21 protein-coding genes, 1 pseudogene and 1 riboswitch are annotated in these 23,579 nt (G+C 72.9%); of the genes and pseudogenes, 14 read left to right on the forward strand and 8 right to left on the reverse strand.

Annotation, left to right across the window (positions count from 1 at the left end; all coding sequences use genetic code 11):
- Positions 1-4 precede the first annotated feature (4 nt).
- The gene (locus ACGFNN_RS10605) at positions 5-148 is read left to right on the forward strand and encodes a hypothetical protein (RefSeq protein WP_393554640.1); all 144 of its coding nucleotides are present in this window, start codon (positions 5-7) and stop codon (positions 146-148) included.
- Positions 149-226: 78 nt separating this feature from the next.
- Here the strand turns inward: ACGFNN_RS10605 and ACGFNN_RS10610 are convergent, their stop codons facing one another.
- The 4 genes from ACGFNN_RS10610 to ACGFNN_RS10625 all read right to left on the reverse strand — a co-directional run bounded on the left by ACGFNN_RS10610 (position 227) and on the right by ACGFNN_RS10625 (position 2,618).
- Positions 227-685 carry a nuclear transport factor 2 family protein gene (locus ACGFNN_RS10610; RefSeq protein ID WP_362555525.1) on the reverse strand — a complete coding sequence of 153 codons (459 nt, stop codon included), beginning with the start codon at positions 683-685 and terminating at the stop codon, positions 227-229.
- A gap of 121 nt (positions 686-806) precedes the next feature.
- The gene (locus ACGFNN_RS10615; protein ID WP_393555101.1) at positions 807-1,448 is read right to left on the reverse strand and encodes a 4'-phosphopantetheinyl transferase family protein; all 642 of its coding nucleotides are present in this window, start codon (positions 1,446-1,448) and stop codon (positions 807-809) included.
- Positions 1,445-1,687, reverse strand: coding sequence for an acyl carrier protein (locus ACGFNN_RS10620; protein WP_393554642.1), 243 nt, complete (start codon positions 1,685-1,687; stop codon positions 1,445-1,447). Before ACGFNN_RS10620 ends, ACGFNN_RS10615 begins: the two co-directional genes overlap by 4 nt.
- A 73-nt stretch (positions 1,688-1,760) precedes the next feature.
- Positions 1,761-2,618 carry a hypothetical protein gene (locus tag ACGFNN_RS10625; RefSeq protein ID WP_393554644.1) on the reverse strand — a complete coding sequence of 286 codons (858 nt, stop codon included), beginning with the start codon at positions 2,616-2,618 and terminating at the stop codon, positions 1,761-1,763.
- A gap of 518 nt (positions 2,619-3,136) precedes the next feature.
- Here ACGFNN_RS10625 and ACGFNN_RS10630 point away from each other — a divergent pair.
- The 4 genes and pseudogenes from ACGFNN_RS10630 (at position 3,137) to ACGFNN_RS10645 (ending at position 8,581) form a co-directional block, all read left to right on the forward strand.
- On the forward strand, positions 3,137-4,258 hold the full coding sequence (locus ACGFNN_RS10630; protein ID WP_393554646.1) for a phytanoyl-CoA dioxygenase family protein: 1,122 nt from the start codon (positions 3,137-3,139) through the stop codon (positions 4,256-4,258).
- Positions 4,240-5,532, forward strand: a pseudogene (locus ACGFNN_RS10635) (DUF6271 family protein); the annotation flags it as partial. The gene ACGFNN_RS10630 and the pseudogene ACGFNN_RS10635, both read left to right, overlap by 19 nt.
- Positions 5,533-5,571: 39 nt before the next feature.
- On the forward strand, positions 5,572-7,287 hold the full coding sequence (locus ACGFNN_RS10640) for a condensation domain-containing protein (RefSeq protein ID WP_393555103.1): 1,716 nt from the start codon (positions 5,572-5,574) through the stop codon (positions 7,285-7,287).
- Positions 7,277-8,581: an MFS transporter gene (locus ACGFNN_RS10645; RefSeq protein ID WP_393554648.1), complete on the forward strand. Its 1,305-nt coding sequence runs from the start codon at positions 7,277-7,279 to the stop codon at positions 8,579-8,581. Before ACGFNN_RS10640 ends, ACGFNN_RS10645 begins: the two co-directional genes overlap by 11 nt.
- A 65-nt stretch (positions 8,582-8,646) precedes the next feature.
- Here ACGFNN_RS10645 and ACGFNN_RS10650 read toward each other — a convergent pair whose 3' ends face one another.
- From ACGFNN_RS10650 to ACGFNN_RS10660, 3 genes are all read right to left on the reverse strand, one after another.
- Positions 8,647-9,798, reverse strand: a complete 1,152-nt coding sequence (locus ACGFNN_RS10650) for an NERD domain-containing protein (protein ID WP_393554650.1) — start codon at positions 9,796-9,798, stop codon at positions 8,647-8,649.
- 162 nt (positions 9,799-9,960) lie between these two features.
- Positions 9,961-11,241, reverse strand: coding sequence for a serine hydroxymethyltransferase (gene glyA, locus ACGFNN_RS10655; RefSeq protein ID WP_393554652.1), 1,281 nt, complete (start codon positions 11,239-11,241; stop codon positions 9,961-9,963).
- Positions 11,242-11,280: 39 nt separating this feature from the next.
- Positions 11,281-11,403: riboswitch (ZMP/ZTP riboswitch) on the reverse strand.
- Between the two features lie 40 nt (positions 11,404-11,443).
- Entirely contained in the window at positions 11,444-12,460 is a 1,017-nt protein-coding gene (locus ACGFNN_RS10660) for a Ku protein (RefSeq protein WP_393554654.1), read from the reverse strand.
- Positions 12,461-12,519: 59 nt separating this feature from the next.
- Between ACGFNN_RS10660 and ligD the strand changes: the two genes are divergently transcribed.
- From ligD to ACGFNN_RS10690, 6 genes are all read left to right on the forward strand, one after another.
- A complete protein-coding gene (gene ligD, locus ACGFNN_RS10665) occupies positions 12,520-13,413 on the forward strand; it encodes a non-homologous end-joining DNA ligase (RefSeq protein ID WP_393554656.1) in 894 nt (297 codons plus the stop codon).
- A 172-nt stretch (positions 13,414-13,585) separates the two neighbouring features.
- Positions 13,586-15,703 (forward strand): HEAT repeat domain-containing protein, encoded by a 2,118-nt coding sequence (locus tag ACGFNN_RS10670; protein WP_393554658.1) that lies wholly within the window; start codon positions 13,586-13,588, stop codon positions 15,701-15,703.
- Entirely contained in the window at positions 15,700-16,020 is a 321-nt protein-coding gene (locus ACGFNN_RS10675; protein WP_362555505.1) for a zinc-ribbon domain-containing protein, read from the forward strand. Before ACGFNN_RS10670 ends, ACGFNN_RS10675 begins: the two co-directional genes overlap by 4 nt.
- An 82-nt stretch (positions 16,021-16,102) precedes the next feature.
- Complete coding sequence (locus tag ACGFNN_RS10680) at positions 16,103-17,467, forward strand: FtsW/RodA/SpoVE family cell cycle protein (RefSeq protein ID WP_393554660.1); 1,365 nt, start codon at positions 16,103-16,105, stop codon at positions 17,465-17,467.
- Entirely contained in the window at positions 17,464-18,921 is a 1,458-nt protein-coding gene (locus ACGFNN_RS10685) for a peptidoglycan D,D-transpeptidase FtsI family protein (RefSeq protein ID WP_393554662.1), read from the forward strand. The genes ACGFNN_RS10680 and ACGFNN_RS10685 overlap by 4 nt, the downstream gene beginning before the upstream one ends.
- Positions 18,922-18,945: 24 nt before the next feature.
- A complete protein-coding gene (locus ACGFNN_RS10690; RefSeq protein WP_393554664.1) occupies positions 18,946-20,109 on the forward strand; it encodes an amidase family protein in 1,164 nt (387 codons plus the stop codon).
- Between the two features lie 139 nt (positions 20,110-20,248).
- Here the strand turns inward: ACGFNN_RS10690 and ACGFNN_RS10695 are convergent, their stop codons facing one another.
- Complete coding sequence (locus tag ACGFNN_RS10695; RefSeq protein ID WP_393554666.1) at positions 20,249-21,358, reverse strand: ferritin-like domain-containing protein; 1,110 nt, start codon at positions 21,356-21,358, stop codon at positions 20,249-20,251.
- A gap of 186 nt (positions 21,359-21,544) precedes the next feature.
- Between ACGFNN_RS10695 and ACGFNN_RS10700 the strand changes: the two genes are divergently transcribed.
- The 3 genes from ACGFNN_RS10700 to ACGFNN_RS10710 are packed head-to-tail and all read left to right on the forward strand — an operon-like array spanning position 21,545 to position 23,569.
- A complete protein-coding gene (locus ACGFNN_RS10700; protein WP_393554668.1) occupies positions 21,545-22,480 on the forward strand; it encodes a diiron oxygenase in 936 nt (311 codons plus the stop codon).
- Positions 22,481-22,521: 41 nt separating this feature from the next.
- Positions 22,522-23,283 carry a TetR/AcrR family transcriptional regulator gene (locus ACGFNN_RS10705; RefSeq protein ID WP_393554670.1) on the forward strand — a complete coding sequence of 254 codons (762 nt, stop codon included), beginning with the start codon at positions 22,522-22,524 and terminating at the stop codon, positions 23,281-23,283.
- A 10-nt stretch (positions 23,284-23,293) separates the two neighbouring features.
- Positions 23,294-23,569, forward strand: a complete 276-nt coding sequence (locus ACGFNN_RS10710; protein ID WP_362673356.1) for a hypothetical protein — start codon at positions 23,294-23,296, stop codon at positions 23,567-23,569.
- The last annotated feature ends 10 nt before the right edge of the window (positions 23,570-23,579 follow it).

Here is a 23,579-nt window from a genome sequence, read left to right on the forward strand (position 1 = left end):
GTCGATGGAGACGATGCTGCTGGAACGCGTCACGGTGGTACTGCCACCCGCACCGCCGGACGAGCCGACCGGCTGGGTCCCGTTGCTTCTGGCCGGGGACCTGGACGACGACGGGAGCGAACCGCACATCTGCCGCGGTATCGACTGAGGGCTGCCGGGACGTGTCCGGTGCATGGACGAGGGGCCCAACGCGTTGGGCCCCTCGTCCATGCACCGGATACCCGCGTCAGGAACCGGACGGGGTGTCAGGGCTGTCGCGGTGGATGACACGCGAGCGGGTCAGCAGACGGCCGTCGCGGCGGACCAGCACGTCGTCGACGGTGAAGGTCGGCTGGAAGGAGACCTTTCCCTCGCGGTCGGTCTGGGTGACCAGCGTGTAGTACGAGACACGCAGCGTGTCCTCGTCGGCCGGATCGGCCTCGATGAGCAGGTGACCGAACCAGTGGCGCACCGCTATGTCCTTGTACCGGGGCAGGTTGGCGCGCATCCCGGCGATCATCTCCGCCTGGCCGCTCTGCCGCTGGCCGCCCGCGTGCACGACCTCGCCGTCGGCCGTGAACGTGGCGGCGAAGCCCTCGATGTCGAGGGCGTCCACCCGCCGCATCTGCTGGGCGTAGAAGGTCTGCACCTCGGCGTACAGGTCACCGGTGACCTGCGGGCGGAGGGTCCCGACGGACTGAGACATGGCAACTCCCTTCGCGGCGGCCGCCCTCATGGCTGCCGCCGTCACCACCAGGCTGCCGGGCGCGGCTGCAGCGCCGCTGGAGAGGCGCTCGCCCCTCGCTCCGGGCGCGATCCGCTCCCCCTCAGCCGTCCGCGGTGACCCCGTACCGGTCCTCCGGCAGCAGTTCGACCGCCGCCTCGCAGGCCACCGCCACCGTCGCCCCCCGGCCGTGGTCCCGCCACTCCCGGAGCCCGGGCCGGCCGTCCACGCCCGCCTTCAGTAGGGCCTCCCGGCGCACCCAGGCCCGGAGCAGTGCGCCGCCGGGGTCCGCGGCCTGGTCCGCCGCCACCAGGTCGGCCTCCGGGAGCATCCGCTCCAGCACCGCTCGCGGCCCCGGCCGACGGGACGAGGGTTCGACGTCGATCCCCACGGCGCCGGGGCCGGCCGCGGCGGCGACCAGGCCGGGGGCATGGCTCATGCTGACGCCCGTGCCGGGCAGGTCGCTCAGCGAGGGGCGGCCGTGCCCGGACCGCCCGCATTCCGCGCAGAACTGGACGAGCCGGTGGGTCTGCGGCGGACGGCCCGTGACCCGGGTCGCGACCAGCCGCAGAAGGAGCCGTGCGGCGACCACGTCGTCACGGCGGGCCGGTACACGGATCCGGTCCAGGCGCCGCCGCTCCCACGGGGCGAGGACGCCCTCGTCGAGGCCGGGGCGGGCCAGTACCTCCGCGGTGGTCGCCACCGCGGCCACGACAGGGCCGTGGGGCGGTCGCGGCCCGCTCAGTGGGCCGCCGTCGCGTCGGGGGCCAGGAAGCGCTGCCGGACGCGGTCGAGGGTGCGGAAGTCGTCGATGGTGACCTCCTGGAGGTCGATGGAGGTGCCGGTGAGCTCCTCCAGGAGGTCGATGAACTCCAGGAAGTCCATGGAGTCGATCAGCCGGGCCTCGATCAGGTCCTCGTCGGCGGCGACGGGGCCGTCGAGACCGGGGTTCTTCTCGTGGAGCCAGGCGGTGATGCTGTCCATGGGTGCCGAACCGTTCCTTTTCGTCGCGGAGTTACCAGGGTGAGGGCTGCCGTGCTCGCGTACGGCCGGCGGGTCAGGCCGTCGCCCGGCGGAGACGGTCGAGGGCCCGCTCGGGTGTGCCGTGGGCGAGGATCATGGCGTGGACCCATCGCTCGACGCCGAAGGCCACACAGGAGCTGTGGACCGGGTCGCCGGAGTGGGCGCGGATGCCGAGCCGTTCGCCGAAGAAGTTGCGGTGCCGGTTGACGGAGGCGATCGCCGTGCCGTCCGGCGCGCTGAACTCGTGCTTGACCGGGTCCAGCTTCATCAGCCGGGCGCGGGAGCCGCCCTGGTCGTAGAACGGGTCGTCGGCGGTGGCCCGGGTCAGCTCCAGGCCCAGGGCCGCGGCGGCCTCCCCGATGAACTCCGCCCCGCGCTCGAGGTGTTCGACGGCCCCGTCCTTCGTCCCGAGGTAGAGCACCTCCCGCATGTGGAAGCCCCACAGCCGGCGAAGTCCGTCGTAGTGGGTCTCGTTGCGGAAGCAGCGGCCGGTGGCCGAGAGCCGCAGCCCGTCCTCGCCGGTCTCATGGCCTTCCAGGGAGAGCAGCAGCCCGTAGCAGGTGGCGGAGGGCAGGAGATGGCCGGTCGGGTCGAGGGGCAGGTCCCCGGCCGGCTGTCCGCCCGCCAGGCCGTCCAGCGCGTCGGGGCTGAACCGCCCGGCGCCGACCCCGAGGTGGGGGAAGTTGCGGAAGTAGTCCAGACGGGCCAGGCCCTCCGCCGCCAGCAGCGGCGGACCGACCACTTCCGGGGCTCCGAGACGGGCGGCCAGGCCGCGCAGCAGTCCGTCCAGCCCGTGCAGCAGAGCGGTGTGGACCGGGTCCAGTGCGACGAGGCCGGGTCCGGGGCTCCTCAGGGGAACGACCGGCGGGGTGATGGTGTCGGTGGTGCTCAAGAAGACCGCTCCCTCTGAGCGTGCTGAACAGTCGGGGCGTGGCCCCGGTCGGGGAAGTGCCGGCCGCGCAACGGGCCGCCGGCAGGACCACACCCCCGAACAGGGCTGATAACAGCGGCACTTCGCCCGCAGCACCCGTCGATGTACGGGCCACGTCCGGACACTAGGACAGCCCCCCGGCAGTTGTCTAGACCATGCTGGACGAACTCATCGTGCTCACAGGCCGGTTGACCGGCCTCTGCGCGCGCACGACCCGGGGCCGGGTCGTGCGCACCGCTTGACAGACCGAATGGTCTGGACCACTGTGCTGCTCCGGGCCATCCGCCGATCAACCGGAGCGCCTGCCTTCGATCCTGCCGTTCACGCCTCGACGGGGACACGGCTCGCCACCCCCTGGCCGAGGAGAAGCCCATGCCGGTGACACCGCGCCCACCCTCTCCGCGCGCGCTTCCCCGGGCCCCTGTCTCCCGCACCGCTCGCCGGGCGACGCCCGGCCCTCAGCACAGAAGGACCGCGTGATGCCCTCCACCGCGCAAGGCCCCCGATTCCCCCGGCTGCACCGGGCGGCGTCCGACCGGGCGTACTTCAGTGCCGACGGCGAGTCCTACCTCGCTTCGACCACCCTGCGGGAGCTCGACAAATCACGCCCGCTGCGGGTGCTGTCCGAGGAGGACTTCGCCCACTGGCAGACCTACGGCTTCGTCGTCGTACGGGAGGCGATACCCGCCGGGGACGCCCGTCGGCTGCTGGACTTCACCTGGGAGTTCCAGGGGCTCGATCCCTCCCGGCCGGACAGCTGGTACGAGGACCGCCCGTTCCGGTCCCAGCTCGACCGGCAGCTGCACGTCTACGGATTCGTGGAGGCCTACCACCACCAGCTGCTCTGGAACAGCCGCCAGGCCCGGAGGGTGTACGACGCCTTCGTGGACGTGTGGGACTGCGAGGAGCTGTGGGTGACCCTGGACCGGCTCAACCTCAACCCGCCCAACAGGGGGAACCGCGACCGCGCCCTCATCGAGCCCACCGACCGGGGCTTCGACATCGAACTGCACTGGGACATCGACACCACGCTGGGCGTCCCGCCGCAGCGGGTCCAGGGAATCATCGCGCTCAACGAGACCGGCCCGGAGACCGGCGGCTTCCAGTGCTGCCCCGAACTGTTCCGGCGGTTCGAGGAGTGGAAGACGGGCCGGCCCGCCGACCGCGACCCCCTGCGCCCCGACATCGACCGGGCCGAACTCCCCGTCGTCCGGCCCGACCTGCACCCCGGCGACCTGCTGATCTGGAACGGGCTCCTCGCCCACGGAGTGGCCCGCAACACCTCCGCCGACGGGGTCCGGGCCGTCCAGTACCTGTCGATGATGCCCGCGCTGGAGGAACACGAGCGGCTGCGGCGCTCCCGCGTCGAGTCCTGGCGCCACCTGCGCACCCCGCGCTGGAACCGCACCCTGGTCGGCGACCCCGTACTCCACGAGTCCAAGCGCTATCCGACGGCCTCGCTCGACGGACTCGGCAGCCGCCTGCTGGGACTCACCTCCTGGCACGACGAGGCCGCGGACGAGGGAACGGCCGACGCCGCGGGCACCCGCACCACGGCGGACGCCCGCAGCGAGGAGCCCTCGTGCGCCGCGTCTGCCTGACCCTGCCCACCGACCGCCCCTGTGCCGCCACCATCGCTGCCGTCGCCGAGGAGGCGGCGTACGGCGCCCGGCGGTTCGGCGTGGAGGTGCACCTGCTGATCCTCGACACCTCCGGCCCACGGGCGCTCGCGGACCACCGCGAGGCCGTCGGGGCCCTCCCCCCGGAACCCGGGGTGGTCGTCCACCACATGGACGAGACCGCGCAGCGTGCGTTCCTGTCGGACACCGCCTCCCGTTCCGGGGTCACCGACCCGGACCGGGTGGCCCGGCTCATGCTGCCGGACCGGGTGTCCTACGGTGCCTGCACCAACCGGGCCTTCCTGATCGCCGAGGCGCTGGGCTGCTCCTCGGTGCACCGCCGGGACTCCGACAGCCGCTACCAGAGCGTGGACGGCGAGCCGGTCTTCCCGATCCACCACGAGCTCGCCGCCCTGGGCCGGCCGGCGGCGGAGGTGTCGGGAACGGTGTCACGCAGCAGGCTCGACCCCGTGCTCGCCCACCGGCCGGTGTCCCTCGTCGGTGGCTCCTTCATCGGTGAGATGTCGGTGGACGTGGCCGAGATCCGGCGGATCGACCCCGCCGTGCACCACCGGCTGGTGGGGCTGTCCGTCCCCGACGGCTCTCCGGCGATCTGGCGCGACAACCTCATCGAGCAGTCCTTCCGCGGCGCGGGCACCACCCCGTTCGACACCGACCTCACCACGCTGACGAGGGTCGGCCCGAGCAGCGTGGACATGTGCAACATCGCCCTGGACCGGGAGGTCTACGCACGCGTACCGCTGCCGCCCGCCACCGACACGATCGGCAGCGACTACTTCCTGATCCACCTCGTCCACCAGGCGCGCCTGCCCGGGGTGCTGCACAACCGGCACATCGTCAACTACCACACGGGGGAACGCCGTACGGGCCCGGGACTCGTCGCCTATCACCTGCGCCTGGCGAGGTTCCTGCTGGCGGCCCCGTACTTCCACGCCGTGCACGCGGGACTGGCCGCGGCGGGCGAGACACTCCTGGACGACGACGGCCGGCCGCGTGCCTCCGCGGTCGCCGCCCTGGTCCGGGACAGCGCCCGGACCGGCCCGGCGTCCGGAGAGGCACGGTTCGGCATCGTCGAGAGCTCCTACCGTGCGCTGGGCGGCCGCTGGACGGCCGTCGCACAGGCCCTCGCCGACGGCCGTACGCGGATCCTCGACGAGGCGCGCACCGCCATGGAGGACTTCGCCCTGCTGATCGACGCGTGGGGGCCCCTGGTCCGTGCGGCCCGTGACTCCGGCTTCGGTCCCGCGGCGGCGGCGGGACCGGCCGACGCCCGCGTGGTCACCGTCGACTGGACCGGCGGGGAGGAACGCGGCGGGCCGGTCACCACCGGGCAGGCCAACATGATCCGCTGCATCCTGCGGGACGAACCGAGCCACATCAACATCCACGACGTCTGGCCGGCCCCGGAGGGCACCACCCCCGAGCGGGCCGTCGACGCCCTGCGCGCACTGGTGGTGCGCCACGAGGCCCTGCGCACCACCTTCCCCGAACCGTCCGGTTCCGCGCCCCGCACACAACGCGTGTCCGCTCACGGCTCGTTCACCGTGGAGGTCGTCGACCACCAGGAGTTCCCGCCGGATCCCTGGCGGTACGCCGACGCGGTGGCCCGCCGGGCACGGGAGGGGCGGTTCCGGCTGGACCGGGACTTCCCGCTCCGGCTCTCGCTGCTCACGCTGCGCGGTGCGCCGGCCTTCGTCACCCTGGCCTCCAGCCATGCCGCCACGGACGGCAGCGCCCTCGCCGTCCTGCGCGAGGAGTGGCTCGCGCTGCTGGCGGGCGACGGGCTCCCGCGCGTGGGGCTCACCCCGCTCGAACTCGCCGCGCAGGAGGCGGCACCGGCCGGCCTGCGCCGTTCCGAGGCCTCGCTGCGGTACTGGACGAGGATCATCTCCACCGGTCCGCAGGAGATGTTCGCCGAGCCCCGGACGGCCCGGTCCGAGGCCCGGCAGCCGCAGCTCACCCTGCGGTCCCGGCGCGCCGGGCAGGCGCTGGCCCAGGTCTCCAAGAGGACCGGCAGCCCCGCGTCCACCGTGCTGCTGGCGGCGTGGTGCACGCTCGTGGCACACCGGGCCGGCCAGTCCTCCTGTGTCGCCGCCGCACCCGTCGCCAACCGGTCGGGACCGGGACTCGCCCGCTCGGTGAACACCCTGTCCCAGGACGCGCTGCTCCACCTCGACGTACGGGGTCCCTCCTTCGACGCGGTGCTGCGCAAGACCTGGGGGGCGGCCCTCGACGCGTACCGGCACAGCCGGTTCGACTCGGTCCGCCTGTGGGAGGCGATCGACGGGGCGACCGCGGAACGCGGCAGCAGGTTCGCCCGCGACGTGGTCTTCAACGACGTCAGCGTGATCACCGCGAGCCGCGGCGGGGGGACATCCGGGGAGGACGAGGACGCCCCGCCGGAACTGGAGTGGGGTCCCGTCCAGGAGATGCCGACCCGGCTGCTCAGCTTCGTGTACCGGACGGAACCCCTGCTGCACCTCTCGATGTGGGCCGACCCGGTCCTCCTCCCCCGGGACGAGGCCGAGGCCTTCCTCGCCGGACTGGTGCTGCTGCTGGAGGCGGCCGCCTACGAGGACGTACCGCTGGATTCCCTCACCCGGGTCACCGGGGTGAGGCCCGCCGCACGCGACGGCGGGTGGCGGCAGGTGGACGGCTGCTGGGTGTCGCCCCCCGCGGTGGCACACGCCCTGGGCGAGGCGTTCGGGGGCCTGCCCGTGCACGTCACCGCGGACAGCCCCGACGCCCGCGCGCCGCAGGGGCTCACGGCCTTCATCGCGTCGGGCGGCGCCGCGCTCACCCCGGAGGACGCCCACGCGGCGCTGATGGACTGCCTGTCCGGTCCGCACGCGTCCGGCCTGCTGGCACCCGCCCGGTACGTCATCGTTCACGATCCGCCGGCCCGGACGGGCGACACGCACGCCTGGCTCGGCCGGCGGATCCTCATGGAAGGGAACGGCCGCCGACGGCCGATGCGAGATGACCACTGACGACGCGACCGCCGAGCCCACGCCGGAACGGCTTCCCAGCCCCTGGGCGTCGAGGCCCTTCCAGCTCTTCTTCACCGCCCGGAGCTCGTCCCTCCTCGCCGACGGCATGCTGATGGTCTCCCTCACCACGGCCGTGCTGGGGGCGGGTCACGGAGCTGGCGGCGTGGGGTACGCGCTGGCCGCGTGGATGACGCCCATCGCGCTGCTCGTCCTCTTCGGAGGCGTACTGGCGGACCGTTTCACCCCGCAGGTGATGATGGTCTGCGCCGACCTGGCGCGGATGCTGGCCATGCTGGTCCTCGCCGCGCTCCTCGTCACCACCGAGGTGCGGCTGTGGCAGATCATGGTGCTGATGGCCTTCAGCGGGGCCGCGACCGCGATGTTCCAGCCGGGCGTGGCGAGCATGGTTCCCCGGGTCGCCCCGGACATCCAGCGGGCCAACGCGCTGCTGCGGATATCCGAGGCGATGAGCGCGCTGATCGGCCCGGGCCTGGCGGGCCTCCTGGTCGCCTACTGGCAGGTGGCGGGCTCCTACCTGGTCATCGCGGCGGCCTACGGGCTCAGCGCCCTGGTCCTGGTGCCGCTGCGCCGGCTCGACGTCGTGCGCGAGGAGGGCGACGAGCCCGTGTGGCACCGTCTCAGGACGGGCTGGCAGGAGTTCAGGTCGCGTTCCTGGCTGTGGGGCGTCATCGTCGTCTGGGCCGTCTACGGCCTGTTCGTCTTCGGCCCCGCCCTGCCCCTGGGCGCGGCGCTCCTCACGGAGCAGCACGGCGCCACCGGGTACGGCTGGATCGCCTCGGCGGACGGCGCCGGGACGATCCTCGGCGGACTGCTGGGGATGCGGGTACGGCCCGCCCGTCCGCTCGTCGCCGGGGCGTGCGCGATGTTCTGCTTCGCCCTCAACCCGCTGGCTCCCGCGCTGGGATGGTCGTTCACCGTCACCCTGCTGACCGGGGTCCTGGCGGGCTGCGGTTTCGCCTTCTGGGGGGTCATGTGGGCGACGAGCGTGCAGTCCCACATCCCGCTCACCGTGCTGAGCCGCGTCTACGCCTACGACGTCGCCGGGTCGATCATGGCCATCCCGCTGGGCAGGGCGCTGGCGGGCCCCGCCTCCGAGGCCTTCGGCGCCGACCGGGTGCTGCTCTTCTCCTCGGCCGTGTCCGTGATCTGTCTCGCCGTCATGCTCGCCGTCCCCGCCATCCGCGGTCTCGGCCGTGGACCGGGGAAGCTCGACGTGCCTCCGGAGCCCCTCGCACCGGAGGAGGTCCCGGGACCGGTCCGCAACCCCGCCTGAGGGAGGGCGTCCCCAGGAGCAGCCCGGGAGCGGTGTCCAGCTCCCGGGCCCCCGGGGACCCTCGCTCAACCCTCCAGCCAGGCCACCGCGTTCCTCGCCACGTCGTAGACCCGCTCGACCTGGGTGGGGGTGAGCACACCCGTCAGCGGGGCGAGCGCGGACACCTGCCGCTCGCCGTAGACCCGCACGCCCTCCGGGGTGGCGGCCACCTCCAGCCCGGTGACGCCGGTGAACACCAGCACGCTCTCGACCGGCACGCCGAACGCGCAGTACGTCTCCAGCACGGTCCGCGCGTAGCCCGCCTCCGGCCGCGGGCCGAGCTCGTACGGGACCGGCTCGGCGTCATCGGTCCGCAGGATGCCGTCGCCGACCCGCACCGAGGCTCCGGGGCGGTGGTCGGTCGTCACGGCGAACACCCCGCCCGGCCCGATGAGGAGATGGCCGATCTCCGTGCCGTCCGGCAGGGGGACGGAGTGCAGGATCCGCCAGCCGTGCCGGGTCAGGCGCCTGAGCTCGGAGCCGACCCGGCGCTCCCCCGCGAGCGCTCCCCTGCGCGGGTCGCCGTCCCGGTGCCGCCGCAGCGCCGCGGTCGCCGTCCTGACCAGGGCCCCGGCCCCCGACTCGCCGAGCTGCTCACGGAGTCCGGCACCGGGCCGACGGGCGGCGAGGTCGTCGGCGGGGGTGAGGGCGGGCAGCACGGCGGGGCGCCGACGCGGCCGGTGCTCCGTCTCCGTCCCGGCCCCCGGCGCGGCTTCCCGCCGCACGGACTCCGATCCGCCGTCGGGGGCGGCTTCCCGCCGTACGGGCTCCGGCCCGGCGTCGGGTGCGGGCACCTGCGAAGGCGCCGGCACCGAAGAGGTGCCGGGTCCCGGGGCCGGTTCCCGCTCGGGGCCGGGCGCGGTCTCCTGCGCGGGTAAGGGGGACAGGACCGGCTCCGCACCCCGCTTCCGCAGCCCCCGCATCGGCGGGATCCGAGGGACCGGGGGCGGGGGCGGCGGGCCCGGCACCCTCGCCGGGACCTCCTCCCCGACGAGGGCCGGTAGATCGGGGACCTGGCGCGCGAGGGCGTCGGTCACCGCGTCCCGGTAGCGGGGGTGCAGCACCGTGATCGTGCCGCTGCCCCGGTCGGCCCACCCGATCGCGGTGCCGTCCGGCAGATTCACGTACAGCCGGTCGTGCCCGAAGAGCTGCCATGACGTGACCTTGAGATCCTGCATCGTGCCCCCTCTGTTCACCCGCCGGCTTCCTCACTCTCCCCAGCCTGTACCGCGGTCCGGCCGTCGCACAGGGCGCAGAGCGGGCGCGCGGAATCGGGGACACGGCGTTCCGTGGCGGTCCGGGCCGGGTGTGCCCCGTCCCGGACCGCCACGGCGCCCTGCTCAGAGCAGGGGGAGCCCCGGTGCCGGATAGGCGTCCATCATCGTCCTCACTTCGTCCCTGACCTTGGAAACCGTCGTTTCGTCACCTGTACGGGCGGCGTCGACGACCAGGTCGATCCACTGGGCGACCGCCCCCATCTCCGAGGCGGGGACGCCCCGGGACGTGAGGGCCGGAGTGCCGATGCGGATACCAGAGGGGTCGAAGGGCTTGCGGGGGTCGTAGGGGACGGTGTTGTAGTTGACGACGATCCCCGCCCGGTCGAGCGCCTTGGCCGCGACCTTCCCCGAGACCCCCTTGCCGGTGAGATCGGCGAGCAGCAGGTGGTTGTCCGTACCGCCCGAGACGAGGTCGAAGCCGCGCGCGGCCAGTTCCTCGCCCAGCGCGCGGGCGTTGCCGACGACCCGGTGGGCGTAGGCGGCGAAGTCGGGCGCGGCCGCCTCCTTCAGCGCGACCGCGATCGCGGCGGTCGTCTGGTTGTGCGGTCCGCCCTGGAGGCCGGGGAAGACGGCGCGGTCGACGGCCCTGGCGTGCTCGGCCCGGGTCAGGAGCATCGCGCCGCGCGGCCCGCGCAGCGTCTTGTGCGTGGTGGTGGAGACGACGTCGGCGTACGGGGCGGGCGAGGGGTGCGCGCCACCGGCGATCAGACCGGCGATGTGGGCGACGTCGGCCACCAGCACGGCCCCCACCTCACGGGCGATCTCCGCGAACCCCGCGAAGTCGATCACCCGGGGCACGGCGGTGCCCCCGCAGAAGATCAGCTTGGGTCGCTCGGCGCGCGCCAGGTCGCGCACCTCGTCGAGGTCGATGCGCCCGGTGTCCCTCCGTACGCCGTACCGCACGCCACGGAACCAGCTGCCGGTGGCGGAGACGCCCCAGCCGTGGGTGAGGTGCCCGCCCATGGGCAGCGACATCCCGAGCACGGTGTCGCCGGGCTCCAGGAAGGCCATGTAGACGGCGAGGTTGGCCGGGGAGCCGGAGTAGGGCTGGACGTTGGCGTGGTCCATCCCGAAGAGCGCCTGCGCGCGCTCCACGGCGAGGGTCTCCACCTGGTCGATGACCTGCTGGCCCTCGTAGTAGCGCTTGCCGGGGTAGCCCTCGGAGTACTTGTTCTGCAGCACCGTGCCGGAGGCCTCCAGCACGGCGGCGGAGACGTAGTTCTCACTGGGGATCAGACGGAGGGTGTCCGCCTGGAGCCGTTCCTCGGCGTTCACCAGGGCGGCGATCTCGGGGTCGGCCGAGTACAGGGCGGGGCGGCGGGCATCGGACGGCTTCACGGCCACGGGTTTCCTCCCGGGTCGGTCGCACGGGGCGACATGGACCCGGATTGCCCAGGCGGACGGCCCTCCGGCGATGACGCCCCGGGCACGCCCGGAGTGTGCCGCTCCCTCGTGGTCGTTTCCACGGAGCACCCTGCCGGGTACGCGCCAGTCGCGGCATTCGGCACCTTACCGCCCCGGCGGCCGGAGGGGGCCCGAACGGTGTTCAGGCCGTGGTGCGCTTCCGGGTGGTCTTCTTCGCGGGCTCCTTCTTCGAGGCCGTCTTCTTCGCCGCGGCCTTCCCGGTGCCGCCGCCCTGCCGCTGTCCCGGCTCCTCGTCCCCGGTCCGCTTCCGCGCGGTCCTCCTCGTCGCGGCGCGGCCCGTACCGCCCCCGCCGGACCGCGGCGTGCGGCCCTTGATCGGGTGGACGTCGGCGTGTGTGCCGTCCTCCTCGCCATCGCCGCCCCCCTTCGCGTCCTCGGCCGCCCGGACGCTGCTCTCGAGGGCCGCCATCAGGTCGATCACCTTGCCCTCGGGCTTCTCGCCCTCCTCCTCGGCCACGGGTTCACCGGCCGCCTTCGCGGCGACGAGTTCCTCGACCGCCTCGCGGTAGTCGTCGTGGAGGGTGTCCATGTCGGCGTCCCCGAGGGTGTTCATCAGGGCGTCCGCGAGGTCGAGTTCCGCGTCCCGGACCTTGACGCCGGAGTCCGGTGCGATCCCCTCCGGGGTGCGGATCTCGTCCGGCCACAGCAGCCCGTGCATCGCGATCACGTCGTCGACCACCCTCAGCATGCCGAGCCGCTCCCGGCCGCGGATCGCGAACTTCGCCACGGCGACCTTGCCGCTGCGCCTCAGGGCCTCGCGCAGCAGCGCGTACGGCTTGGCGGCGGGGACTCCGTTCGCCGAGAGGTAGTACGCCGAGTCCAGCTGGAGGGGATCGATCGCCGAGGGGGGCACGAATCCCTCGATCTCGATGGTCTTGGCCGTCGGCAGGGGCAGCGAGGCGAGGTCCTCGTCGGTCACCGGGATCACCGAGCCGTCGGCGTCCTCGTACGCCTTGACGGTCTCGGAGGCCGGCACCTCCTCCTCGTCCAGTTCGCAGACCTTGTGGTAGCGGATGCGGCCGCCGTCGGCCAGGTGGATCTGGCGGAAGGAGATCGAGTGGTTCTCCGTGGCGTTCATCAGCTTGACCGGGATGCTGACCAGCCCGAACGAGATGGTGCCGTTCCAGATGGACCTCACCGTTCACCCCTTATGACGGGTACGCCAGCATTCAAACGATTTCGTGTGATTCTTATCGTATGACGCCGATCACGGAGGTGGAGGGGCGGCGGCTGTCGCTCAGCAATCTCGACAAGGTGCTGTATCCGGACACCGGAACGACCAAGGGCGAGGTGCTGCACTACTACGCGGCCACGGCGGCCGAGGTCATGCTGCCGCACCTGCGTGACCGCCCCCTGTCGTTCCTGCGGTACCCGGACGGTCCGGAGGGACTGCGCTTCTTCACGAAGAACCCTCCGCCGGGTACACCCGACTGGGTCTCCACGGCGCCGGTCCCCCGCAGTGACGATCCGGACGCCCGTCAGGTGCTCGCCCAGGACCTGCCGTCGCTGATGTGGGCGGCGAACCTGGTCGTGGAGTTCCACACCCATCAGTGGCGGCAGGACTCCCCGGCCGTCGCGGACCGCATGGTGTTCGACCTGGACCCGGGCCCGCCTGCCGGTGTGGTCGAGTGCTGCCGGGTCGCGCTCTGGCTGCGGGAGCGGCTGGCCGGCGACGGGCTGTCCTCCTACGGGAAGACGTCCGGCTCGAAGGGCCTGCATCTGCTCGTCCCGCTGAAACCCGCCCCGTCCGAGGACGTGACGGCGTACGCGAGGCGACTGGCCGTGGAGGCCCAGAACGCGCTGCCCGGACTGGCCGTCCACCGCATGACGCGTTCACTGCGCCCGGGCAAGGTGTTCGTCGATTTCAGCCAGAACGCTGCGGCGAAGACCACGGCGGCCCCCTACACCCTCAGGGCGAGGTCGAGCCCCACCGTGTCCGCACCCGTCACCTGGGACGAGATCGAGGCGTGCCGCGCCCCGGACGCGCTCGTCGTCCTCGCCGGGGACATGGCCGCACGGCTGGACCGGTACGGCGATCTGCTCGCTCCGCTGCACGACTCCGGGCGGGCCGGGACGCTTCCCGGCGACTGAGCGGAGCAGCGCGCGCACAGCCCGTTCACAGCCGTGGAAGGCGCGGCGAGTAATGGCCGCACGGGGAGGGCGGATCGTCACCGGCATGGTGCACACTCTGCGCAGACACCGCCTCAGGGGCCCACGGTCCTGCCGCGTCCCGTGGCGGAGCGAGACACGGGGAGGGCGTGGCGTGTTCAGGGGGATCGACGAGGTCGACTGGGCCTCGATGGAGCATGCCTACGGACCGGCGGACGACGTGCCGGCCCTCCTGCACGGGCTCGCCTCGGCCGATCCGGGGGAGCGGGAGATCGCGCTCGACGGGATGTACGGCGCGGTGCACCACCAGGGCGACGTCTACGCGTGCACGCTCGCCTGCATCCCGTTCCTCTTCGAACTGGCCGTCGACCCGGCGGTACCCGACCGCGGCGGTGTCATCGAGCTGCTCACCAGCATCGGCGGCATCGAGGTGGACGAGGACGAGGTGGACGGCCTCGACGAGCTGGACCCGGACGAGATCGAGGGCATCGCCAACTACGCGATGGCGGCGGTGGCCGTCTCGGCCGGTTCACCGGTCTTCTTCGAGCTGGTCGCCGACGAGGACCCCGGGGTGCGCCTCGCCGCCCCCCTGGCGCTGGCCACCCTGCACTCCCGGCCCGGCCGGGTCCTCGCGTTGCTGCGGGAGCGGCTGCCCGTGGAGGCCGACGACGAGGTGCGGCGGGCGCTCGTCGAGGCCGCCGGCCGGATCGCTCTGCGGCACCGGCCGCCGGCCTCGGAGGCGGCCGACTGGCTGAGCCGGCTCGCCTCGGAGGGACATCCACCGGGGCTGCGGCTCGCGGCGCTCGCACAGCTCGCCCGATGCTCCCCCGGCGCACTGCCCGGCGACGTCGTACCGGTGGTGTCCGCGCTGCTGGAGGGCCTGCGCTCCGGGCCCGTCCGCCCGGGCCCGTCCGGCGGGGACACGGTCACGGGCGACGGCGCGGCGTCCGTGACCCTGGTCGGCCGGGAGCGGGAGCTGGCCACCGAGGAGTCCCCCGGACGGAGCGCCCCGTGGACCGCCGATCTGCTGCGGACCCTGCACGCCGGCCTCGGCGACCGCGTGGCGGACCGCACGGCACTGCTGAAGGACCAGCTGTCCAGCCCCGACCCCGGACAGCGGCTCGACGCCGTACGGATGAGCGGCGGGCTGATCGGGGGCTGGCGGGGATCCTACGAGGATCTGGTGCGGCTGGTCGGAGCGCAGCTCTCCGATCCGGAACCCCGGCTGGCGGAGGCCGCCGCGTACGCCCTCGACGGCTTGTGCGCTCTCGCCGCGCCTGCCGGGGACGCCCTGGCCCGGCGGGTGGCGGCGGATCCCGGCGCGTGGGTGAAGGAGTGGGCCGGCGGCCCCCCGGGCCTCGACCCGGCGGTGAAGGCGCTGGCCAAGGCGGGGGACGTACGGGCGCTGCCCGCCCTGGCGGCCGCGCTGGAGCGGCCGGAGGTACCTGGTGACGTGGGGTTCGTGATCGGCTTCCTGGGCGATTCGGCCGCCCCGCTCGCCGGGTCGCTGCGCAGGAGGCTCCGCGAGGTCCGGCCGGACGAGGACGCGTACGACCGGGCGAGCCCGCTGCTGGCCGGGCTGACGGCGCTGCGCGCCGGTGAGGCGGCGCCCGAGGTGCTGCGGGTGCTGCGGAGCGCGCCCGACTACCGGGGCGAGTGGCTGCGCACGGCCGCGCTGCGGGCCCTGGGCTCCTTCGGTCCCGCGGCCCGCTGTGCGGTGCCGGAGCTCCGGCGGCTGACGGGGAGGCCGGGCACGGCCGCGGCTACCGAGGCCGCGGAGGCGCTGTGGGCGGTCACCGGGGACGCCGCCGCGGTGCTGCCGGCGCTGACCGAGGGACTGCACGCGGAGCAGGCGCGTGACCGTCGTACGGCGGCGAGCGCGCTGGGGTCGCTCGGCCCGAGGGCCGCGGTGGTGGCACCGAGGCTGCGCGCGCTGCTCTCGCACGAGGAGCTGTGGCTCCGGGTCGACGCGGCGATCGCGCTGTGGGAGATCGCCGGGCGGGCCGCCGAGGTGGTGCCGGTGCTCCTCGGCGCCTGGGAGGAGAACTGCCACGTCAGGGTCCGGGTCGCGGAATGTCTGGCGCGAATGGGCCCCGGCGGTGCAGGCTCGGAGGCGACACGGGTGCTGCGCGCCGAGCTTCGGTCCGTACGCCGGCACACGACGTCGGACGGCGGATACGGCAGCAGCCACAACGCCCACGGGGACGAGACACTGCTGGCTCTCTGCCGGCGGGCACTCCCGGAAGACACGGGGAAGGGAACGACATCATGATCATTTTCGGTACGCGAGGCTATCTGTACCAGCTGGCGGTCCTCACGATGGTGTGCGGCTGGTGCGGCAACCCGGCGGCGCACACCCTGCGCAAGCGGGTCACCAAGTTCACGCTGTTCTTCGTGCCGCTCTTCCCCTTCTCCACGAAGTACGCGACGCAGTGCACCTTCTGCGGCGGGGAGCGGCAGATACCCAAGGAACAGGCGGACCAGCTCCTGGCCCAGGCCCAGGGCGGACAGGACGGCAACCCCTACGGCCAGGCACCGCAGCAGCCCGGCTACGCCCCCGGCGGCGGCCAGAACCCCTACCAGAGCTGACGCGGACAGGCGGGGCCCGCCGAGGAGTGCCACGAAGCTGACATAAGGGAAATAACACCCGCGTCTTGCTACGTTGCGGGGCATGACCGCACCGACGGCGGACACACGCCCGCCCGAGCTACGCCTGCCCAAGCGGCGCGGGGTCGAGCTCTCGCTCCTGATCGGGGCGGTGCTCATCTCCGTATACGGCTACGCCGCCGTCGGCCTCGCGCGGAACGACGCGGTGCCCCCCGACGTCGCCGGGTACGGAGCGGGGCTCGGGCTCCTCGCCCTGCTGGCCCATCTCGCGGTGCGCTTCCGCGCCCCCTTCGCCGATCCGCTGCTGCTGCCCATCGCCGTCCTGCTCAACGGACTGGGCCTCGTACTGATCTACCGCCTCGACCTGGAGACCCCGGGCGACCGGGCGGCGACGACGCAACTGATCTGGTCCACGCTCGGAGTCACCTTCTTCATCGCCGTCGTGGTGATGCTGAGGGACCACCGCGTGCTCCAGCGGTACGCGTACCTCTCGGTCGCGGCGGCGCTGGTGCTGCTGATCGTGCCGATCTTCTTCCCGGCGGTGAACGGTGCCAAGATCTGGATCCGGGTCGGCGGACTCTCCTTCCAGCCCGGCGAGTTCGCCAAGATCCTGCTCGCCGTCTTCTTCGCCGCGTACCTCGCCGCGAACCGCAACGCCCTCGCCTACACCGGCCGCAGGATCTGGCGGATCCAGTTCCCCACGGGACGCGTGCTCGGGCCCATCGTCGCCATCTGGCTGCTCAGCGTCGGTGTCCTCGTCCTCGAACGGGATCTCGGCACCTCGCTGCTCTTCTTCGGTCTCTTCGTGATCCTGCTCTACGTGGCGACCGGAAGGACGGGCTGGATCGCCGTGGGGCTGCTCCTCGCCGCGGCAGGGGCCTTCGCCGTCGGCTCCTTCGAACCCCATGTGCACAGCCGGGTCGAGGACTGGCTGAACCCGTACGCCACGATCGAGGCCGGGCAGGGGCCCAGCCAGCTCGCCCAGTCGCTCTTCGCGTTCGCCGCCGGCGGCATGCTCGGCACCGGACTCGGGCTCGGGCACTCGATCCTCATCGGGTTCGCCGCCAAGTCCGACTTCATCCTGGCCACCGCCGGCGAGGAGCTCGGCCTGGCCGGGCTCACCGCGGTCTTCCTGCTGTACGCGCTGCTGGTGGCCCGTGGTTTCCGGGCGGGGCTGGCCCTGCGGGACCCGTTCGGGCGGCTGTTGTCGATCGGGCTCGCCTCGATCCTGGCGCTCCAGGTCTTCGTGATCGCCGGGGGTGTGATGGGACTGATCCCGCTGACCGGTATGGCGATGCCCTTCCTCGCCCAGGGCGGCTCGTCCGTCGTCACCAACTGGATCATCGTGGCGCTGCTCATCAGGGTCAGCGACGTGGCTCGCACACCCGACCCCGGCGCCGCGCCGGCGCCGGCCGTGGAGGAACCGTGATCCCCTACATCCGGCACGCCGCCGCGTTCTGCCTCCTGCTGCTCCTCGCCCTGCTGGCGAACGCGGCGCGGGTCCAGCTCTTCGAGGCCGACGACCTCAACAGCAACTCCGCCAACCGCCGCACCACCATCGACCGTTACGACCAGCCGCGCGGCAACATCCTGGTCGGCGACGAGCCGGTCACCGGCTCGAAGGACACCGGCGAGCAGCTCGCGTACGAGCGCACCTACCGTCACGGCCCGCTGTACGCACCGGTGACGGGCTACGCCTCGCAGACGTACGGCACCTCGCTGCTGGAGAACGCCGAGGACGAGGTGCTGTCCGGCACCGCCGCGGTGCTGGCCCCGCTCCCGCTCTGGGGCGACCTGACCCGCAGCAGGCAGCCGGGCGGCGATGTCGTCACCACCGTCGACGACCGGGTGCAACGCGCGGCGTACGAGGGCCTGGACGGCCGGCGCGGCGCGGTCGCGGCCCTCGACCCGGCCACCGGCCGGATCCTGGCCCTGGTCTCCTCGCCCTCGTACGATCCCGAGGTCCTCTCCGGCACCGGGTCCGCGGTCACGGACGCCTGGACCCGGCTGAACCGCGCGTCGGGCAAGCCGATGCTGAACCGCGCCATCCGGCAGACCTATCCGCCCGGCTCGGCCTTCAAGATCGTGACCGCGGCGGCGGCGCTGGACGCGGGGGTGGTCACCGACCCGGACGAGGAGACCGACACTCCGTCGCCGTACGTCCTGCCGGGTACCTCGACCGTGCTGCCCAACGAGGCGCGGGGCTGCGAGAAGGCGTCGCTGGCGGAGGCGATCCGGGTCTCCTGCAACACGGTGATGGCCCATCTGGGCGTCCAGGTGGGCCTGGACGGGATGGTGGAGACGGCGGAGGGCTTCGGATTCAACGACGACGACCTCGGTATCCCGTCGCGGGTGGCCCGCAGCAACTTCGACACCGACATGAGCGACGACCAGCTCGCCCAGTCCTCGATCGGGCAGTTCGACACGGCGGCGACCCCGCTCCAGATGGCGATGGTGGCCTCGGCGGTGGCCAACGGCGGCGAACTCATGCGCCCGAGGCTGGTGGACCGGGTCACCACCGCCGACGGTGACACGGTCCGGCAGGAAGGGGCGGACTCCTACCACCGGGCGATGGAACCGACGACGGCCCAGCAGTTGCAGCGGATGATGGTCGACGTCGTGGAGAACGGCACCGGGACCAACGCGGCGATCGACGGGGTGACCGTCGGCGGCAAGACGGGCACCGCCCAGCACGGCGTGGACAACTCCGGCACCCCGTACGCCTGGTTCATCGCCTGGGCGCAGTCCCCGGACTCCGGGCGGCCCGCGGTGGCCGTGGCGGTGGTCGTGGAGGACGCCGCGGCCGACCGGGCCGATGTCAGCGGCGGCGGCAACGCGGCCCCCATCGCCCGGGCGGTGATGGAGGAGGCGCTGCGGGGCTGAGGCCCGGGGTCCGACACTGGACGCATGACATCGGCCCCGGCAGCGTCCCCGGAATCCCGCCTGGAGGAGTCCCTCGCCCGGATCGACCGGCTCGACCCGGAGCTGTGCGCCTTCACGGAGGTGTGGCACGAGGAGGCGCGGTCCCGCCTGGAGAGCGCCCGCCGTCTTCCCCTCGCCGGGCTGCCGTTCGCCGTCAAGGGCCGTACGGGGATCCGCTCGTACAGCGCCCGCCGGCTGATCGCGGCCGGCGGGATACCGGTCGGCGCGACCTCCGTACCCGGCTCTGGCACGGCCTGGCAGACCTGGGGGCAGGGGGCGCACGGCCGTACGGTCAACCCCTGGCGTCACGACCGGACTCCGGGCGGCTCGTCGGCGGGGTCGGCGGTGGCGGTCGCCGCGGGCATGGTGGAGCTCGCGACCGGCGCCGACGGGGCCGGCTCGGTACGCGTCCCGGCGGCCTGGTGCGGGGTGTTCGGTCTGCGGACGACCTCGGGCCTGCTCCCCTCCCCGGACCGCACGGGCCTGGCCTCCGCCGGGCTGCTCGCGGGGTCGGTGGCGACGGCGGAACTCGCTCTGGGCCACCTCGTGAAGGGGTACGTCCCCCGCCCCGCCCGGCTTCCGGTCCCGGCGGTCCACAGCCCTGACCTGGGGTTCGCCGACGTGGACCCGGACGTGGCGCGGGTGACCCGGGAGGCGGTGGACCGGCTGGTGGCCGCGGGCGCGGTCCGCCTGGTGTCAGGCGGGTGCGACCTGCTCGACCCGGCGGAGGCATGGCTCGCGGTGCGCGCCGGACGGCCGACGCCCGCCACCGACCGGCTCCGTGCCGCCGACGACCGCGCGCTCGACGCCCTCTTCGGCCGCGTGCCCCTGCTGCTGACACCGGTCACACCGAACACACCGCACGGCCACGAGGGCCCGGGCGACACCTACTCCACGGCACTCACCTGGGCGTTCAACCTCACCGGCCACCCTGCGGCGAGCCTGCCCGCCGGCTTCACCGCGGACGGCTGCCCGGCCGGGCTCCAACTGGTTGCCGGCCGGGGGCAGGACGCGGCGCTGCTCGGCATGGCGCGTGCCCTGGAGGGTGCCCTGCGGGCCGATACGACGGGCCCGTCCGTCAGGCCGTCGGTTCCCGGCGCAGGAGCCATTCGGGAGGCATCCCCTCCGCTGGGCCGCCCGGTCCTGTGAAGTCCTGGCCCTGTGCGGTCCTGGCCCTGTGCGGTCCTGGCCCTGTGGGGCCCTGGCCCTGTGCGGTCCTGGTCCTGTGGGGCCCTGGTCCTCGCCGTCAGAAGTCCGCTCTCCCTGCCTGCCGACGGTTGCACAAGGCTCAGCCCTCGGTGCCGCCCTCCGCCACCGCCTGGGCCACCTCGGCCACACGCGCCTCCTCCTCCACCGTGAAACGGTCGCGGTCCAGCTGTTCGGCCAGCTCCTCGTCCTGGGCCATCAGCAGATCGAGGCTGGAGTCGCCCAGCTCGAACACGCCCATGTCGACGTAGGCCTTCTGGAGCCGCTCACCCCAGAGCCCTATGTCCTTCACACAGGGCACGATCCGGCTGAACAGCAGCTTGCGGAAGAGCTGGAGGTACTCCGAGTGCTCGGAGAGTTCCTTCGCCTCCTGCCGGGCGATGCCGAAGTTCTCCAGGACCTCGACGCCGCTGAGCCGGTCGCGCATCAGGTAGCAGCCCTCGATGACGAACTCCTCGCGGTCACGCAGTTCCGCGTCGCTCAGCTGCTTGTAGTAGTCGCGCAGGGCCATGCGCCCGAAGGCCACGTGCCGGGCCTCGTCCTGCATGACGTAGGTGAGGATCTGCTTGGGGAGCGGCTTGGTGGTGGTGTCGCGGATCATGCCGAAGGCGGCGAGCGCGAGCCCCTCGATGAGCACCTGCATGCCGAGGTAGGGCATGTCCCAGCGGGAGTCGCGCAGGGTGTCGCCGAGCAGCCCCTGGAGGCTGTCGTTGACCGGGTACAGCATCCCGACCTTCTCGTGGAGGAAGCGGCCGTAGATCTCCGCGTGCCGGGCCTCGTCCATCGTCTGCGTCGCCGAGTAGAACTTCGCGTCCAGGTCGGGGACCGACTCCACGATCCTGGCCGCGCAGACCATCGCGCCCTGCTCGCCGTGGAGGAACTGGCTGAACTGCCAGGAGGTGTAGTGCTTGCGCAGCTCGCCGCGGTCCCGTTCGGTCATCTTCGCCCAGTGCGGGGTGCCGTGGAGGGTGAGGGCCTCGTCCGGGGTGCCGAGGGGGTCGGCCGGATCGACCTCCAGGCTCCAGTCGATGCGCTTGTTGCCGTCCCACTGCTTGTCCTTGCCCTTCTGGTAGAGGGCGAGAAGGCGTTCGCGGCCGTCGTCGTAGTCCCAGCTGAAGCGGGCGGCGCCGGTGGCGGGCACCTCCCAGGACGGCGCGGCGGGTGCGGTGGTGTAGAGGTCGTGTGTCGACACGGACAGCTCCTTCGCCTGGCGAGGATCGTGCATTCCGTGGTGCTGACGTCAGTTGGCAGGTTCACACGCTGGTAGACGAGCGGTCAACAAGTCGGGCGCAAGGGATTGACTGCCTTGCTGACAGGCAGTCTCATAATCCTGACCGGAAAACTGACCGCCGGTAACCCCTGTGCGAGGTGCCCAGCCATGACGACCGTGACCGACGAGGACATCCAGGTGCTACGCGATGCGCTCGGCCCGCTCAAGGACCGTGAACAGGTCGCGATCCGCCTGCTGGAGGCCTCGGCCAAGCACTCCTTCGACCCCGACACCGACCTCGACTGGGAGTCGCCCGTCGAGGAGGGCAAGTGGTTCTGGCCGCCGGAGCTGGTCTCCCTCTACGACACCCCGTTGTGGCGCAGGATGTCGGAGGAGCAGCGGATGGAGCTGGCTCGCCACGAGGCGGCCTCGCTGGCCTCGCTCGGGATCTGGTTCGAGATCATCCTGATGCAGCTCCTCGTGCGCCACATCTACGACAAGTCCGTGACCAGCAAGCACGTCCGCTACGCGCTCACGGAGATCGCCGACGAGTGCCGGCACTCCATGATGTTCGCCCGCATGATCGAGTGGGGCGGCGGGCCCAGCTACCCGGTCCCCCGGCGGTACCACAATCTGGCGCGGGTGCTGAAGACCGTCTCCACCACCCCCGGTTCGTTCGCCGCGACGCTCCTCGGCGAGGAGATCCTGGACTGGATGCAGCGGCTGACCTTCCCGGACGAGCGCGTCCAGCCGCTGGTCCGCGGAGTGACCCGCATCCATGTGATCGAGGAGTCCAGGCATGTGCGCTACGCCCGCGAGGAGCTGCGCCGCCAGATGGTGACCGCGCCCGCGTGGGAGCGGCGGCTGACCCGGGTCAACTCCGGCGAGGCGGCACGGGTCTTCTCCGTGTGCTTCATCAACCCCCAGGTCTACGAGAACGTCGGTCTGGACCGCCGTGAGGCCGTCGCCCAGGTGAAGGCGAGCGGCCACCGCACGGAGGTCATGCAGACGGGAGCGAAGCGGCTCACGGACTTCTTCGACGACATCGGGGTGCTGAACGGAGTGGGGCGCAGGCTGTGGAAGAGCTCGGGGCTGCTCGCCTGAGGGCCCTCCCCCTTCCGGGGGGAGCGCTTAGGCTTCGGGGTATGACCTCCGCACCCGCAGCATCTCCGGCCCGTGCCTACCGACGCCTCGGTGTCGAGGAGCGCCGCGCCCAACTGCTGGGCGCGGCGCTCACCCTCTTCGCCCACCGGGCCCCCGACGACGTGTCGATCGACGAGGTGGCGGTGGCGGCCGGAGTCTCCCGTCCGCTGGTCTACCGCTACTTCCCGGGTGGCAGGCAGCAGTTGTACGAGGCCGCCCTCGGGTCGGCCGCCGAGCAGTTGACCCTCTGCTTCTCGGAACCGGCGGTCGGTCCGCCCACCGAGCGTGTGAGCCGGGTCCTGGACCGCTACCTGGGCTTCGTCGACCAGCACGACGCCGGGTTCAGCGCGTTGCTCCGCGGCGGGAGTGTCGCGGAGACCTCCCGTACGAGCACCATCGTGGACGGGGTACGGCGGTCCGCCGCCGAGCAGATCCTGCTCCACCTCGGGCGGGGCGGCGGCCCCGGGCAGGAGACGGCCGGACCCCGGCTGCGGATGATGGTGCGCACCTGGATCGCGGCGGTCGAGGCCGCGTCCCTGATCTGGCTGGACGAGGACAAGCAGCCGGCGGCATCCGAACTCCGGGACTGGCTCGTCGACCATCTGATGGCACTGCTCACGGTCACGGCCGCCTCGGACACCGAGACGCGGGCCGTCGTCGCAGGGCTGCTGGAACTGGAGACCGCCGACGGTCCCGGTGGCCGGCTCGCGGCGCGTATCGTCCCGGTGGTGGGGCACGCGGCGCACCTCCTGCCGCCCGGGTGACACTTGCCGGGTGAAAAGCGAGAACACGTCCTTCCGCGGCGGCCCCCTGGACGGCCGGGTCCTGCCCGTGCTGCTCGGGCCGACCGGCCATCCCCCGAAGTGGTACGAGGTACCGGTGCCGGACGCCGAGGGCGGTCCCGCCACCGTGTACGCCTACCGGCGGGTCCCGGCCGGGTATTCGAAGCGGCTCGGGATCCAGCGCGGCTGGGTGTACGAGTACGCCCCCGGTGGCCGCGAGCGCTTCACCCCCAAGTGGCCCTGGAGCAAGCCCCGTAGCGGGTCCTGAGATCCCGGCG

This window comes from Streptomyces sp. NPDC048590, assembly GCF_043199535.1.
Taxonomy (GTDB): Bacteria; Actinomycetota; Actinomycetes; order Streptomycetales; family Streptomycetaceae; genus Streptomyces.